We start from the raw sequence: 14,177 nt of genomic DNA, 5'->3' as shown, positions 1-14,177 counted from the left end.
CCCGGCGACGCCGTCGGCCGAACCCGCCACGGAGCACACCGTGGCCGGTCCGGCTGCGAGGCTGAGGTCCCGCCGACGAGGTCGCGGTTGCCCTCGGGTGTGGGTCAGACCTCGGGGGTGTGCTGGTGGATGCACTCCTTGTCGCGGGGTTTGACGATGACCCAGATGCCGATGAGCGGCGTGACGCCGAAGACGGACTCGTTGGGTCGGCCGCAGGCGGCAAGATTCGGCGTCTTGTTGATCATGCCCAACAGATACGTCGGATCCAGGTAATTCAGCAGAGCATAGCCGCCGCAATCCTGCGGAACCACATACCATGCCTGAGCCTTGGCCTCGTCGCTTCCCTTGGTGAGCGCTTCCTTTTTCGCCCAGATGATACCGTCGGAGATGTCGCGAGGATTGGCACTCATGAACCGCTTCTCCTCGAGGCGCCCCTTGTCGTCGATCTGCTTCAGGTTCTCGAAGCTGTAGAGATTGTTGCCCTCGTGGGTGCCTTCCAGTTCCATGCGGAACCGGTGGCTCATGTCGGAGCTCTTGGCCACCTTGTCCGGCACCACCTGAAGGTCTCCGGCACGCTTCGCGTAGCCGCCCGTGAGGTAGTGCACGAGCACCACCGGGTCCTTGTCTCGCACCGAGCTGACGACGGCGTCCAGAGAGTTGGGTTCCATGGTTTTCTCTCCTTGTTCTCGACATTCCAGGTATCCGGCACGCGCCACCGAGGCAACCTCAATGCAGGGAATGACCCCGTCTCCCGTCCCGAATAAGAACCGAAACGTGGTTTCTCCGGCGCGATGAATGCGTCGGCATTGTGTGTTGTTGCCGCACGAAGGGGACGGAACCTTCCCCCAGCTCCTCTTCACCCGAAAGTGCCGGTGATTCGGTGCGGGAAATACTCGTGAGCTCAGAGCCGCCTATCGGGGTGGAAGGATTCGTGAGGGGAAAGAGGGCCGACGTGGAGCGGACCGGCAGGTACGCCTGCTGCGGGGACTTGCCGACTGGAGCCGCGGCCGACTGGCAGGCTCGGCTACTTCACCCAGCCCGGCGCCTGGGGCGGGGGCAGCAGCCCCCGCACGGACCCATCAACCGCATGGCTCAGTCCAGGGCTCGCCCGTCACCCCGTCGACGGGATGGTTGAGCAGTGGTCGCTCGGCGACTGGGACGTCGATGCGGGTACCGGCGCACTTGGTGGCCCTGGCGCGGTGGCAGCGGAGGGAGGGGGAGGGCGGGTGGCTGCCATCGCTGAGTACCTGCCGCGCGCCCAAGCGGTGGTCGCAGCGCGGCTGAGCCGGCTGGCGATGAATCGCGCTGTGTCGCCGCCACCTGGCGAACGTGAGCCGCAGGTAGGGGGCTGTTCCACCATTAGGGAAAGCGACGCAACAGTTACTTCTTCGTGGCCGTGCTCTCCTCTGGTTCACAGCGCTAGAGGGGCGAGTACCCGCCTGCTCTTTCAGGCCAAGCACGAAAAGCTCCATTAATCTCCGCCGCAACAGGCGTATACGGTCACAAGCCGTGCACAACGCGTTCACGGGAAAAGCGGAGGATACCTTTCCGTTATGGACGTTCATCTCGCCAAGGCCGGCGTTGCTGCCGTCACCGAAGTCATGGCCGCCTCGCTTCTCGGCGGTGCCCCGACGGCCGGTGCGGTCGAAGGGGTTGCGGACGGCCCTCAACCGACGGTTGAGCCGGACCAGCTAATGGCCCTGCCCGGCCACGTCCAGCACCGCCTCGGAATATCATGAATCTACGCGCACGCATACGCACGAGCAGCGCTCTGTGGGCCTCCCCGCTCGTCATCGCATTCACTCTCTTCTACGCGGTGCACATCTTCGGCGTCGACTACCCCGACTCAAAGAGCGCCCTGCCGTACGCACCGGAAGTCGTCTCCTACGCGTTGCAGCCCTTCTACGGTCTCACCTACGCCGTCGTCTCAGCCTTGAGCGCCTGGGAAGCGGGCCGCCTCACGCAGGACGGTGTATGGCGACTCGCCTCGGTGCGCTCACGCTTGTCCATCGCGGCCGGTGCCCTGTGGCCGGTGCTCGCACTCGGCTGGCTGATGCTCGCGCTGGCGGCCGGCCTGGCCTTGGCCCAGGAGGGCGTGGCCCCCACCCCCGGATCGCTCCAGCTCCCCGCCATGGCGGCCGTTCTGACACTTGGACACTGCGTCATCGGCTTCACCGTAGGCCGGCTCGCCCCCCGGTTGCTCGCTGCGCCTCTGCTGGCCGTAGGCGTCTTCTACCTCGTCGCGTTCGCAGGGGCCGGCCAGTTCAGCGACGGCGGCGCCAACTGGAGCCGTCACTTGTCAGGTTCGTATGCCGGCTTCCTGGCGTTCGGTGAACTGGCCACGTGGTCCTCTCTGGCCGCTCATGTTCTGCCCACGATCGGTCTCGCTGCCGGGCTCGGGCTGCTGTGGTGCGGCAGCAGATCGACGCTCACGCGGGTGATCGCTGTGGTGGCAGCCTGCCTCGTGACCGCCGGCGCCTCCACCACTGCCTACCGGATCGCCTCCGACTGGGAAGAGACACCACCCACCACGCGCGCCCATCTGCCCACGGCCTGCGCCGGCGAGCTGCCACGGGTGTGCGTTCCACGCCAGGCGGATCAGATCCTCGATCGTGCCCGGAACACGATCACCGACGTCACCACCACCCTGGGGACCGCTGGAGTCCACGTCGACATGCCCCGCAAGGTGACCGACTCCCTCCTGGAAGGCAGGTACCGCACCACCGGCACCGAGTGGCACCTGCCCCTCACGCAGGCTGAACGTGACGGCGCACTGCGCTACCGCGTCCTGCGCGCCGCGGGCACTCTGCCTTGCGCTCACCCACACCGAGCGGACGCTTCCGCGCTCCGCCTCTGGCAGGCACACCAGGTGGGGGAGGACGAGCGCTACCTCGAGGGACTCCGGGGCGATGTCATCGACCCGGGGAACGACACGGATCTCGCCCGGATCCAGCGAGCCGAAGACGCACGCGTGGCACACGTGAAAGCGCGCGTGAACGCGGTACTGAAGCAGACAGATACCCAGCAGCGCTCCTGGTACCGCACCACACTCGCCCACGTCTGCCCGGCCCGGGGCGGTACACCGTGACGTGGTGGATCAAAGCGCGACGCGCCCACACGGTCCTGCCCGGGCTGTTCCTGCCGTTCTGCCTCCTGGCCGTGCTGTGGCGGGACACGGTTCTCGACCTTCCCTCATTCCTGGCCGGAACCGTGCCCGCGCCGGTCATCGCTCTGCTGCCCATCCTGCTGTGCGCCGCACTGGCGCTGTGCCTGGACTCCCGCCTGCCGGCAGCCGAGACCACCGCCACGCGCCCTGTGGCCTGGATGGACACCGCCCTAGGTTCTGTCCGGCGGATCACTGACGGAGCCAGAGTCGGATCGCTGCGGCGGTGACGGTGCCGTGGAAGACGTAGGCCCTCTTGTCGTAACGCGTCGCGACCGCGCGGGAGTTCTTCAGCCGGTTGATGGTCCGCTCGACCTCGTTGCGTCGCCGATAGCGGTCGCGGTCGAAGCCGGCGGGCCTGCCCCCGTTGCTGCCCCTGCGGCGGCGGTTGGCCCGCTGGTCCTTCGGTTCCGGGATCGTGTGCCGGATGTCGCGTCTTCGCAGGTAGCGGCGGTTTCGGCGAGAGCTGTATGCCTTGTCGCCGCTGACGTGGTCCGGCCGGGTCCGGGGCCTTCCGCCCAGTGGCCGGGGAACTCGGATCCGGTCCAGGACCTCGATCATCTGCGGTGCGTCGCCCCACTGTCCCGGCGTGAGCAGGAGGGACATGGGGCGGCAGCCGCCTTCGCCGGCGAGATGGATCTTGCAGGTCAGGCCGCCCCGGGACCGTCCGAGTCCCTCGTCGGGGCGGTGGTGCCGGGGCGTCGTCCTTTTTTCGGGACCCGCGGCTTGGCCTTGCGGGCGCCAGCCGCGTGCTGATGCGCTCGGCAGGACGTCGAGTCGACCCCGACCGTCGACCAGTCGACCCGCCCCGCCAGGTCGGCATCGGCCTGGACCGAATGCAGGATCCGGTTCCAGGTGCCGTCCGCCGACCAGCGGCGATGCCGTTCATAGACGGTCTACCACGAGCCGTAGCGTTCCGGCAGATCACGCCACGGGACACCGGTTCGGATCCGGAACAGGATCCCGTTGACCACGGTGCGGTGATCGTTCCACCGGCCGCCCCGGCAGCCCAGAGGCGGCAGGTGCGGTTCCAGCAACGACCACTCGTGATTCGTCAGATCCCCCCGCCCCATGTCCGGACCAACGAGCGACCAGTCAGAGGGTCACATGATCCGCCGGACAGAACCTAGCCGCGGTCACGGTCCTGGCTGCCTGCGCGACCGCGCTCCTGGCGTGGAAACTGAGCGGCGCCGACGCCGGACTCAACCTCGGACGCGACACCGCTTTCCTGGTGGGGCTGATGCTGATGGTGCGCTCCGTGGCCGGCTCGCGAGCTGTGCTGGCACCCGTCGCGTGGGGATTCGCCGTGCTCTTCCTGGGCCGCGCCCCGGACGGCCACCTCTACTTCTGGACTGTCCTCCTACGCCCCGGCACCGACCCCGTCGCCGCCACAGCAGCCGTTCTCGCATGCGCCGGCGGTCTGGCCGCGCTGCTGGTTCGCCCCGCCACCACAGCCGGCATCTGAACGCCGACATCTCTCGCGGCAGCCAGCAACTCCCCCTCCGGAGGCCCCGTTGACACTCACACTGACCCGCTGCACCTACGCCTACGGCCTGCGGGCCCGCCCCGTACTCGAGAACCTCACCTACACCCTCCCCGACGGCCTCACCGTTCTGCTCGGCCCCAACGGTGCCGGTAAGACCACTCTTCTACGCCTCGCCGCCGGCGTCACCAGACCACGCCACGGCAGCGTCGAACTCGACGGAAGCGACTCCCACCACAAGGCTTTCCGAGCCGCTGTCGCCTGGATGCCCCAGCAGATCACCGCCATGGCCGGACTGACCGCTCGGGAACAAGTCGCCTATACCGGCTGGCTCAAGGGCATGAAGAAGCGCGACGCCTGGGACGCCGCCGCGCGCGCTCTGGCACGCGTCGACCTGACGGACCGCGCTGACACGAGAACCAAACAGCTCTCCGGTGGCCAACTACGCCGCGTCGGTGTCGCCTCCGCCCTTGTCCACAGCGCCCGCGTCCTCCTGCTCGACGAACCCACCGCCGACATGGACCCGCACCAGCGCCGCGTCTTCCGTGACACTCTCACCTCCCTGACCGGTGACGTACGCGTACTGCTGTCCACCCACGACATCGCCGACCTGGCCGAGGAATCCCAGCACGTCACCGTTTTGCACTCCGGTCACATCACCTACACCGGCACCACCGCGGACTTCCTCGCCCACGCCCCCGCCGACGCCGCCCCAGGCCGGATAGCTGAGGCCGCCTACACCGCACTCGGTACCCACCCAGCACGCGACCGGCCACAGCAGCAGTGAGAGCAGCGAGAGCTCCCGAATCGGAGGGTGGGCCCACCCTGGCGCCCCACGGCGTGCGCGTACCCGATCTGCACGCGCTGTGTCTCCCGAGGCTCCCCCTCTGAGCTGGGCACCCTGATACCGAGAACTCCGTCATACGAAGCCGGGTTCGGAGACCGTCCGTTACGGTGCCGAGCGGTCGGAACAGAGCATGGCCGAGGAGCGGGCGAGACCCCGGCGCTCGTCCCGGAGCACCGCGGTATCGCCCGTCGGGGGAGGAGAGAGAGCCGACACAGGCGCAGGAACCCGCCGCGCGCGCCGCCCCGCGCACCTATGCTGACGCCATGGCTGCCGAGGAATCGCCGTTGCCAGGTCGAAACACCCGGGCCGTCGAGCTCTCCCTGCCGTTCACCGGACGCTGGCTGATCGAGAACAGTCCGGCCCGGCGGGTCCCGAGCCATGGCACGGACCTGTTCGGTGGGCGCTACGCCATCGACTTCGTCGGCGTGGACGAGCGCCACCGTACCTCCGGCGTCAGCGACTGGCGGACCCTCTTCGCCACCGAGCCGCCGGAGCGCTTCGTCGCCTTCGGCCGGACGTTGCTGGCACCCGGCGGCGGCACCGTCGTCGCGGTGCACGACTCCGAGGCCGACCACGAAGCGCGGCGTTCCCAGCTGACGCTGGTGCCCTACGCGCTCGGCCAGGCGGGCCGGGCGCGGCGCGGTGTCGGCGCCATCGCCGGCAACCACGTGGTCATCGCGCTGTCCGAGGTCGACGCCCATGTCGTCCTGGCGCACTGCAAGTCCGGCTCCGTGCGGGTGTCCCCGGGCCAGCGGGTGACCGAGGGACAGCACGTCGCGGACTGCGGCAACTCGGGCAACTCGACCCAGCCGCACGTGCACCTTCAGGTCATGGACACCCGCGACCCGGTCACCGCCCGCGGCGTGCCCGTGGAGTTCCGGCGCTTTCGCGAATGGCCAGGAGGAAGGGGGAGAGGCCAGGCCCGGATCAGAGAGCGCGGTGTGCCCGGTGAGGGCGCGGTGGTGGAGCCGCTCGCCTGAGACAGAGGGCCCGGGCCCGGCCCCAGACGAGATCGGTGCGCGGTCGGCGGGCCCGGACTACCGGGCGATCTGGAGCAGCTTGTTGGGTGTGCCGTCGGTGGGCGCACCGTCAGGACGCCGTCCACGGCCGCATCGTCCAGCGCACCGGCCACCTCACCCGGCATGACCTTCGGGCGGCGGCTCAGGTAGATCGCGGCGGCACCGGAGACGTGGCCGGCGGAGACGGTGGTGCCCGAGTCCGTGGTCGTCCCGCCACCCGGCCGGTCGGACGCCATGGACTTGCGCACCGCGGCGTCGAGCACGTCGTCCGGGAAGGCCGACGACGAAGTCCGCCACCGACGGGCCCGAGGCGTGCTCGGTGCCCCAGTCGATCCCGGCCAGCACCCCGGCGTCGGTGCCGCCACCGGACGCGTCGAGCACCTTGACCGAGCTCAGGTTCGTCTTCTTGGCCACCCCGTACGTGGTGCCGCCGACGATGCCGACCACGTAGGCGCCGCTGCCCAGCTCGTCGTCGCCCGCTGCGGTGCCCGCACACCGTACTTCGCGGCCACGTCAGGTCGGGCGCCCTCGTCGAGCACCACCAGGTAGCTGATGCACGAGTACGGCACCGGCCTCGGTGATGAGCGCATACCCGCCCGCTCTGCGCGCTCTACGAACAACTCGGTGATCTCACCGCGTCGCACCACCGGCTGCCGTGGGGGAGGGGCGGTTACCGGTGGAAGACGACGTCGGGGCAGGTGTCCGGGTCGGATTCCACGAACAGTTCCGGCTTGCTGCGGGTGCCGCCGATTTCCAGGTACTGCGGGTCGGTAGGAACCCGCTGCTCGGGTGTGCCGCGGAGGAAGTCGAGTTTGATCTGGCGGAACCTCTCCCCACCGGTGGTTTCCTCCTTGCGGAACTCCCAGGTTCCCTCTCCCCGGAACCCCTTGCCGGCGGGGCCGTTCTCGTCCAGTTCCTCCAGCGAGAGCGCCCAATTCCTCACCCGCACCGTGCCGACCTGAGCGGTACGCCCTTCGGGGTACTGGGTGGAGGCGCGCCCGAGAGTGACGCGCATGCCGTGCGGGCCCTGGTAGTCGCCGTGCAGGTCGCCGGCGCGGACCGTGGTGCTCGACTTCGGGCACGGGCCCGAAGCGTCGTCCAGGACGGTGCACGAGGCGAGGGTGGCGAGAGCGCAGGCGGCCACCGCTGCCGCCTTGCGTGACGCCGTGCCGCTCGGCCTGCGTGAGGGGGCGGCCGAGCCGTGAGTCGTCATGGAAGCCATCGTTTCACTGCTCATCGGGAGCCTCGAAGCGGGGCGGGTGGATGCGCTCCGTCCAGGTCATCTTCTCGTGAATGCCGGTGCCGGGCCCTGCAGGGGGATTGAGCTTCTCCTGCCACTTCGGGTAGCCGGGGAGGAAGGATTCGACGTCGGTGTCGTTGTTGAGCGTGTACTGCACCACGATGGAGCCGTCCGGTTCCTCGGATTTGACCGTGTAGTCGACGTCGTAGGAGCCGAGGAGGGACTGGGCCTCGTTGGTGTCTCCGCCCCAGAGGTTGTCGAGGCCGCTCAGCCCTGCCATGTCCTTGGCGAACATCTTGATCTGGTCGCCGCGCCCCTCTCCGGAGATCTTGTGCTTCACCCGTCCGGACAGCTCTCCCTCGCGCCATTTCTGCAACGTCTGGTCGCGGATCGACGCCATACTGTCGCTCTTTTGGAGCTGCTGGACGAACGGGTCCCCCTGGTGGAACTGCCGGTTCGGCTCGAATGTCCCCTTGCCGAAGAGCCAGCCCCAACCTGTGGTGCGGGGTGTCGCGTTGTTCGGGTCCGCGTGCGGACTCTTGCCGTCCAGGACACGGGTGTAAGCGTCGAAGTCCTCGGGGCTGATACTGCCTGTGCTGTCCAGGTTGGTGTGCTGGGGCTTGGCGTTGAACCACTGGCCGAGACCGACATCGGCCACGAGGGCGTAGGCGAGGTTGCTGTCGATGAACAACCCGCCACGCAAGGCAGTGTTCAGGTCACGCTGCCCGTCGCGGACCAGCTGGGCGGTCTCCTTGTCCACCTCGCCGCTCGCGGTGGCGCGCACCTTCCCGTGGGAGGTCACCTCCACTGTCCCTTTGCTGTCCTCCTCGATCCGGCGGACGATCCCCTTCACCTGACCGCGCAGCGTGGTCAGGTCCGACTCGCCGTCCTCCAGGACCTTTTTCATCTTGCGGGCCACCTCGGTCGCCCGACTGGCCTGGCGCGCCATGTCGTCGATCATCTGCCATGCGTAGGGCGCGGCCGCACCCTCCCAGTAGCCCTCGTCACGCAAGGGCTTCATCAGCTCCTTGTGGATCCGGCCGGACAAGCCGTCGATGGCGGTGACGACCGCTTTCCACTTCTTGGCCAGGTCCGTGAGAACCGAGAAGTCAGTGGTCATCAACTCGTGGTAGAAGTTGCCGCTCTTCATCGGTCGTACTCGTCAAGCGCCGAACGACGCGGGGCCACAGGTGGCAGGGCTGAACTGGTAGGGCCGAGTGGGGGGCTGTCTTGCTGCCCCTGCTGTTTCACCAGTTTGTCCAGGTCGGTCTCGGTGCCGTGGTCCTGAGTCTTGTACGCCTTCTTGGCGTCCCGCAGACTCTGCTCGATTTTCGCCAGCCACGCAGCCACGTTCCCGGCCTGGATCTCCCACTGTTCGTGTGACTTCCGCAGCCCCTGGGCGGCCGTCCACCCCTTGAACTCTGTCGCCGCCGTGCGCGTCGACGTCTCCAACGAGGCCGCGGCCTTGTAGAAAGCCGTGTGAATCTCTCCAGCGCTGGTGGCGCCCTTGGCCAGCACGCTGTGGGATACCTTCAGCTGCGGCCTGAGGAGCGAGCCCTCGCCCGGCTGCAGAGGAAGGGGACCGCCTTCTTCACGCGGCGGTTCGAGCATGCCCTGCTCACCCGGCGGAACCGGTGGCCCGAACACCGGCTCCGGCAGCTCGCTGTCACCTTTGGGCTCTGAACCACTCACGACTGCACCGCCCCCATCTCAGTCTCTCCCCGTCCCCCTGACCCACGGAACCGCTGTCCCACCGCGGATTCGGCCACAGCCGTCACCCGGCCTGCTTCTCCCAGCTTCCAGAAAGCAGGGGCAGCACAGAAGCGCGCAGGTCTCTTTCAACAGCACGTGCAGCAATACAGAGTGCCGCTTCGCCGGCCATCTTGTCAGGCGGGTATCGCGTAAGGTCGTCGACCCCCGACATCGCCACGGACGGCACAACATGCGGCGTTGTACGGCTCTCAGGGCCGTATCGAGGCCCAACTTCTACTCGACTCCCCGCAACTGAGGGCCGGCAGGGATGGATACCACAGCGGGTGCTGCTCGGCCTGCGCCGTCACCTCGGATCTGAGCGCGCACACGCCGACTGGGGCGGAGCCGTGCTGACCGCCGGCCGAGGGGCAAGGGGCGGCGAGGACTGTGGTGAGGCGGGCGACGAGCCCGGCGCTGGGTCGGCCCTGGGTGCCGGGACGTCAGGCTTCCGTCACGCGGGGGGTGTCGATCCGTGCCGCCCGCGGGTCCCTGAAAGACGCGATGACCTCGGTCAGGCCCTCCCGCAGCCCGACCTCCGGTTCCCAGCCGAGCACTTCGCGGGCCAGCGAGATGTCCGGGCGGCGAAGCCGTGGGTCGTCCTCCATGGCGGGCAGGAAGGCCAGTTCGGAAGACGATCCGGCGAGGTCGCGTATCAGCTCGGCGACGCGGAGGACGGTCAGCTCCGTAGGGTTGCCGAGGTTGAGGGGGCCCGGGTGGTCGCTTCGGAGGGCGCGCAGGAGAGCCGCCACGGTGTCGGAGACGTAGCACAGAGACCTGGTCTGACGGCCGGAGCCGTAGATGGTGAGGGGCTTGCCCGCCAGTGCCTGGAGGACGAAGTTCGGCACCATCCGCCCGTCGTCCGGCTGCATGCGCGGGCCGTAGGTGTTGAACAACCGGACGATGCACGTGTCGACTCCGTGCTCTCGGCGGTAGGCCGCCACCGCGGCCTCGCCGAAGCGCTTGCTCTCGTCGTACACCGAACGCGGCCCGAGCGGGTTCACGTTGCCCCAGTACTTCTCGTCCTGGGGGTGGGCGAGCGGATCGCCGTACACCTCGCTGGAGGAGGCGTAGACGATCCGGGCATTCGTGTTCCGGGCCAGCTTCAGGACGGCGAGGGTGCCGGCCGAGCCCACCCGCAGTGTCTCCACGGGCAGGCGCAGGTAGTTCATCGGGCTGGCCGGTGAGGCCAGGTGGACGATCGCGTCGACAGGTCCTTCGATATCGATCCCATCGCAGATGTCCCACTTCAGCAGACGGAAGCGATCGTTGGTCAGCAGATGGGCGACGTTGTCCGGATTTCCCGTGCTGAAGTTGTCGACGCAGACCACGGAGTCGCCCTCGCGTAGGAGCCGTTCGCACAGATGAGAACCCAGAAAACCGGCACCACCGGTGACCACCACTTTCCGCAGCTTGTTTTTCATGCTGTCCCCGCTTTCTGCTGCGTCGGCCGGATTAACATTCCATGCTCAAGCACTTCCGTACTCGCATACTTCCGTGTTTCCGTGCGCGAAAAAAGCCGGTTCGTCCCGTGGTGTGGCCCCGCGATGCGGCGGTGCGTGAAGGTGCCGGTTCGAACTCGGGATCCTAGCAGGGTAACTCACCTTCCGGCAGGGGAATCCGGGGTGATGCAGGGTAGGCTGAAGGTCCTTGACGGAGCCCGGGGCGCCGCCATTACGCTGACCGATCGTCTTGAATTCCGTTGGACTCAGGCATCCACCAGGTTTTTGCATTCCGCGACCTGGGAGGAGACGCAAGCGCGTCGAAACAGGTCGGGCAGTCCGGCCGGGGGAGAGGTCGGCGATGAATGACGCGTTCCGCGAGGTGGCGCTGGCCACCGTGGACGTCCTGCGCAAGTACGCGGCGGAGGTGGACGAGCGGGCCAGATTTCCCGTGGAGAGCTTCGGTGCGCTTCGTGAGAGCGGGCTCCTCGGACTTGTGGTGCCTGGGGAGTACGGGGGGCCCGGCGCGGGTCTGGACGCCTTCGCCGATGTGGCCCAGGTGCTCGGCGGAGGCTGTCTCTCCACGGCCCTCGCGTGGGTGATGCACTGCCAGCAGGTGGACGCCATCGCCCGCTTCGGCACTCCGGACCTGCGGCGACGGGTGCTGCCCCGGGTCGCCCGAGGGGAGCTGTACATCGCGTCGGTGACCACGGAAAGCGGCAAGGGCGGGCACCTGCTGACGGCCGAGGCGCCGTTGAGCACGCACGAGGGCAGGCTGCGCATCGAACGGAACGCCCCCGTGGTGACCGGCGCGAGCGTCGCCGAAGGTTTCCTGATCACCATGAAAGGCGACGCGGACGGGCCCGCCCAGGCGGTGTCCCTGGTCTATGCCGACCGCACCGACCTGTCGGTCACCGAAACCGGTGAGTGGGACACGCTCGGCATGCGTGGCACCGAGAGCCTGGGTCTGCGCCTGTCCGGAGAGGTGCCGGCGGACCAGGCGGTCGGTGAGCCCGGACGGTTCCGCGAGGTGGCCGTGGAATCCATGATCCCGATGGCGCATCTGGGCTGGTCGGCCTGTTGGCTGGGAGCGGCGAGGGCCGCCCTGAGCGAGCTGGTGAGCAGCCTGCGCGGACCCGCACGGCGCGGACCCGACACCGAATCGGAACTGGTGCGCGAGCGCCTGGCCCGGGTGCGTATCGACCTGGAGCTGACCAGCGGCTACCTCCACCGCGTCCAGCAGGAGGTGAGCGGCGCGCGGGAGGCGGGCCGCTCGCTGGGGGCCGCGGTCACGCAGATCCATCTGAACACGCTCAAGGTGGCCGCTTCCGAGTTGACCTTCCAAGCCGCCGACGGGATGGTGCAGCTCGCCGGGTTGTCCGGGGGCTATTCGAGAACGTCGCCGTTGCCGCTGGAGCGGACCTTCCGCGACCTTCGCGCCGCGAGCCTCAACTACGCCAACGACCGGTTGCTGACGGCCACGGGGGCGCTCATGCTTCTCGACCGGTCGGTGGCGCTGGGATAGCGGCGAGGTTCGGCGGCCGGCCCGGGTGCCGGATCCGAGGCGGCGCCGAGGCCTGGGCCGTCGCTCGCCCCGCGTTGCTCAGCGCCAGGTCACCTGAGAGCAGCCGGATGTTCTGGATCTGACCGTGGCGCAGCGAGATACGGCCCCACCGCACGAAGTCGCGGTCCAGAACATCGACATGGGCCACGCCGTTCCCTCGCCCGGGGAGGGCGTGGGGCAGGGCCGAGGCGCCCACCAGCACCCGGTCCTCGCCGACGGCGAGGCCCCGCGGGAAGCCGTCGGTGCGGTACACGGGCTGCCGGCCGCGCGCGACAATCCGCTCCGGGGACCGGCACAGCACGAACTGCTCGCCGTCGAAGAAGAGATTGTGGCACTGGCTGCCGCCCGCGGGCACGACCGCGACCAGGCGCGAGGCACTGTCGAAGGCCCAGATCTCGCTCTGTCGTGCACCGGGCCCCTGGCCGCTGTCGGCCAGCACGAGCAGTAACTGGTCGTGCCGGAACAGCGCGCCGATGCGCACCGGGGCTCTGGGGGCCCGCTCTCCCAGGCCGAGGGAGCGGACCGCCCGCGTGGCGTGCACGGCGGGTATGCCGTCGTCGAGGCGGTACCCGAGGATTCTGCCGTTCACCGGATCGGTGACCAGGAGTTCGTCGTCGACGAAGTCGATGTGGTGTTCGCCACCCGGCAGGCCCCAGACGCGGGGGACGACCTCGACGTGCTCCTGGTGGCGGTGCACGGTGACGACCTGGCCGTGGCGTCCGATGCGGTGGAAGATCCACAGCACCCCGTCGCGCACGGTCAGCCCGTAGGCCGGGCGGCGCGTGAGGTGGTCGAAGTGCTGTCCGTTCCACACCAGCAGCCCCTGGGAAGTGGTGAGGGCGAACGGCGCGTCGGTCACATCGCCCTGCGCCTCGCCCGCGACCATGCGGTAGCCGGCCGGGACGATGGTGCTGTGCACAGGCTCCGTGGCCGCGGGCGATCTGCGCTGGGGCAGACCGTCCAGGCGGCGATGGAAGAACCTGCGTGCTCGGGTCTTCACATGTTGCCCTTCGGGACGGAAGACGGTCGGATACAAGACGCGAAATCCATATCAATACCGGGGATTACTCAGCGCGGTCAACCTGTCACGCCGAATATTGTCGAGAACTCGATAGAAGCTTCAAGTTCCTGGTGGGTTCTGTGTGAAGTTGTCACTCCGGGGCCACTGCCGTCGATGCAAAGTGCAAAGGCTCCGTAAAGACTCAAGGCGCTCACAAGACGTTTCCGGGATAGCTCGCCCGCCCGTGTTTTACGGCTGTCTGTATCGCTTGACCGGTTGCCGCGGTACTCACTACGGTCCCGGCACATGGCATATCAGGCGCAGTCGTTGTGTGCGGCGTGGGCGGGGTGGGTATGAAAACGACGGAGAGCACGTCCGGCGTCAGCGGGAGTTGGGACCCACGGTTCGAGGAGGTACTGCGACGCCATCTGCCCGCAGCGGCCGACATCGAACTGAGCGCGGGTCATGAATTGAGCAAACTCGGCCTCGACTCGCTGGGAACCATCCGTCTCCTGCTGGACCTGGAGGAAAGCTATACGATCGCTTTCCCGGACGAACGGCTCGTCGGCGAGACCTTCGAGACGGTCGCCAGTCTCTGGGCGGCCGTGTCCGAGGTCGCCGCCGAGCAGCTCGTGGACGACTGACCACGAGACGCCCTGTGGGCTCACCC

The 14,177-nt window shown here is 68.3% G+C and carries 15 protein-coding genes and 1 pseudogene; 9 read left to right on the top strand and 7 right to left on the bottom strand.

The window, feature by feature from the left end; all coding sequences use genetic code 11:
- Positions 1 to 104: 104 nt before the first annotated feature.
- Positions 105 to 668, bottom strand: coding sequence for a hypothetical protein (locus tag MMF93_RS00395; RefSeq protein ID WP_242748458.1), 564 nt, complete (start codon positions 666 to 668; stop codon positions 105 to 107).
- A gap of 885 nt (positions 669 to 1,553) precedes the next feature.
- Here MMF93_RS00395 and MMF93_RS00390 point away from each other — a divergent pair.
- Genes MMF93_RS00390 through MMF93_RS00380 form a run of 3 tightly spaced genes read left to right on the top strand, consistent with a single transcriptional unit; the run spans position 1,554 to position 3,393 of the window.
- Positions 1,554 to 1,739, top strand: coding sequence for a hypothetical protein (locus tag MMF93_RS00390; RefSeq protein WP_242748457.1), 186 nt, complete (start codon positions 1,554 to 1,556; stop codon positions 1,737 to 1,739).
- Positions 1,736 to 3,088, top strand: a complete 1,353-nt coding sequence (locus tag MMF93_RS00385; protein ID WP_242748456.1) for a hypothetical protein — start codon at positions 1,736 to 1,738, stop codon at positions 3,086 to 3,088. The genes MMF93_RS00390 and MMF93_RS00385 overlap by 4 nt, the downstream gene beginning before the upstream one ends.
- Complete coding sequence (locus MMF93_RS00380; RefSeq protein ID WP_242748455.1) at positions 3,085 to 3,393, top strand: hypothetical protein; 309 nt, start codon at positions 3,085 to 3,087, stop codon at positions 3,391 to 3,393. Before MMF93_RS00385 ends, MMF93_RS00380 begins: the two co-directional genes overlap by 4 nt.
- Here the strand turns inward: MMF93_RS00380 and MMF93_RS00375 are convergent.
- Positions 3,356 to 4,236: pseudogene (locus MMF93_RS00375) on the bottom strand (IS5 family transposase). The gene MMF93_RS00380 and the pseudogene MMF93_RS00375 sit on opposite strands and share 38 nt — an antisense overlap.
- A gap of 158 nt (positions 4,237 to 4,394) precedes the next feature.
- Here MMF93_RS00375 and MMF93_RS00370 point away from each other — a divergent pair.
- The 4 genes from MMF93_RS00370 (at position 4,395) to MMF93_RS33295 (ending at position 6,963) form a co-directional block, all read left to right on the top strand.
- Entirely contained in the window at positions 4,395 to 4,628 is a 234-nt protein-coding gene (locus MMF93_RS00370; RefSeq protein WP_242748454.1) for a hypothetical protein, read from the top strand.
- A gap of 49 nt (positions 4,629 to 4,677) precedes the next feature.
- The gene (locus tag MMF93_RS00365; protein WP_242748453.1) at positions 4,678 to 5,433 is read left to right on the top strand and encodes an ATP-binding cassette domain-containing protein; all 756 of its coding nucleotides are present in this window, start codon (positions 4,678 to 4,680) and stop codon (positions 5,431 to 5,433) included.
- 323 nt (positions 5,434 to 5,756) lie between these two features.
- Positions 5,757 to 6,473 carry a M23 family metallopeptidase gene (locus MMF93_RS00360; RefSeq protein WP_242748452.1) on the top strand — a complete coding sequence of 239 codons (717 nt, stop codon included), beginning with the start codon at positions 5,757 to 5,759 and terminating at the stop codon, positions 6,471 to 6,473.
- Between the two features lie 358 nt (positions 6,474 to 6,831).
- Entirely contained in the window at positions 6,832 to 6,963 is a 132-nt protein-coding gene (locus MMF93_RS33295; protein WP_274709413.1) for a hypothetical protein, read from the top strand.
- 219 nt (positions 6,964 to 7,182) lie between these two features.
- On the opposite strand, the gene MMF93_RS00355 is transcribed toward MMF93_RS33295, so the two are convergent.
- From MMF93_RS00355 to MMF93_RS00340, 4 genes are all read right to left on the bottom strand, one after another.
- A complete protein-coding gene (locus MMF93_RS00355) occupies positions 7,183 to 7,725 on the bottom strand; it encodes a hypothetical protein (protein WP_242748451.1) in 543 nt (180 codons plus the stop codon).
- A 13-nt stretch (positions 7,726 to 7,738) separates the two neighbouring features.
- Complete coding sequence (locus MMF93_RS00350; RefSeq protein WP_242748450.1) at positions 7,739 to 8,902, bottom strand: hypothetical protein; 1,164 nt, start codon at positions 8,900 to 8,902, stop codon at positions 7,739 to 7,741.
- Positions 8,899 to 9,444: a hypothetical protein gene (locus MMF93_RS00345; RefSeq protein ID WP_242748449.1), complete on the bottom strand. Its 546-nt coding sequence runs from the start codon at positions 9,442 to 9,444 to the stop codon at positions 8,899 to 8,901. Before MMF93_RS00345 ends, MMF93_RS00350 begins: the two co-directional genes overlap by 4 nt.
- A 500-nt stretch (positions 9,445 to 9,944) precedes the next feature.
- On the bottom strand, positions 9,945 to 10,925 hold the full coding sequence (locus tag MMF93_RS00340; RefSeq protein ID WP_242748448.1) for a UDP-glucuronic acid decarboxylase family protein: 981 nt from the start codon (positions 10,923 to 10,925) through the stop codon (positions 9,945 to 9,947).
- A 379-nt stretch (positions 10,926 to 11,304) separates the two neighbouring features.
- Here MMF93_RS00340 and MMF93_RS00335 point away from each other — a divergent pair, with 379 nt between their 5' ends.
- On the top strand, positions 11,305 to 12,468 hold the full coding sequence (locus tag MMF93_RS00335; protein ID WP_242748447.1) for an acyl-CoA dehydrogenase family protein: 1,164 nt from the start codon (positions 11,305 to 11,307) through the stop codon (positions 12,466 to 12,468).
- Here the strand turns inward: MMF93_RS00335 and MMF93_RS00330 are convergent.
- Complete coding sequence (locus MMF93_RS00330; RefSeq protein WP_242748446.1) at positions 12,434 to 13,507, bottom strand: hypothetical protein; 1,074 nt, start codon at positions 13,505 to 13,507, stop codon at positions 12,434 to 12,436. The genes MMF93_RS00335 and MMF93_RS00330 overlap by 35 nt on opposite strands.
- A 353-nt stretch (positions 13,508 to 13,860) precedes the next feature.
- Here MMF93_RS00330 and MMF93_RS00325 point away from each other — a divergent pair, with 353 nt between their 5' ends.
- Complete coding sequence (locus MMF93_RS00325; protein ID WP_242748445.1) at positions 13,861 to 14,151, top strand: phosphopantetheine-binding protein; 291 nt, start codon at positions 13,861 to 13,863, stop codon at positions 14,149 to 14,151.
- Positions 14,152 to 14,177 lie beyond the last annotated feature (26 nt).

This window comes from Streptomyces tubbatahanensis (assembly GCF_022699385.1).
Taxonomy (GTDB): Bacteria; Actinomycetota; Actinomycetes; order Streptomycetales; family Streptomycetaceae; genus Streptomyces; species Streptomyces diacarni.
The sequence above is the reverse complement of the archived record's forward strand: the minus strand, read 5'-3'. Positions and strand labels throughout refer to the sequence as shown.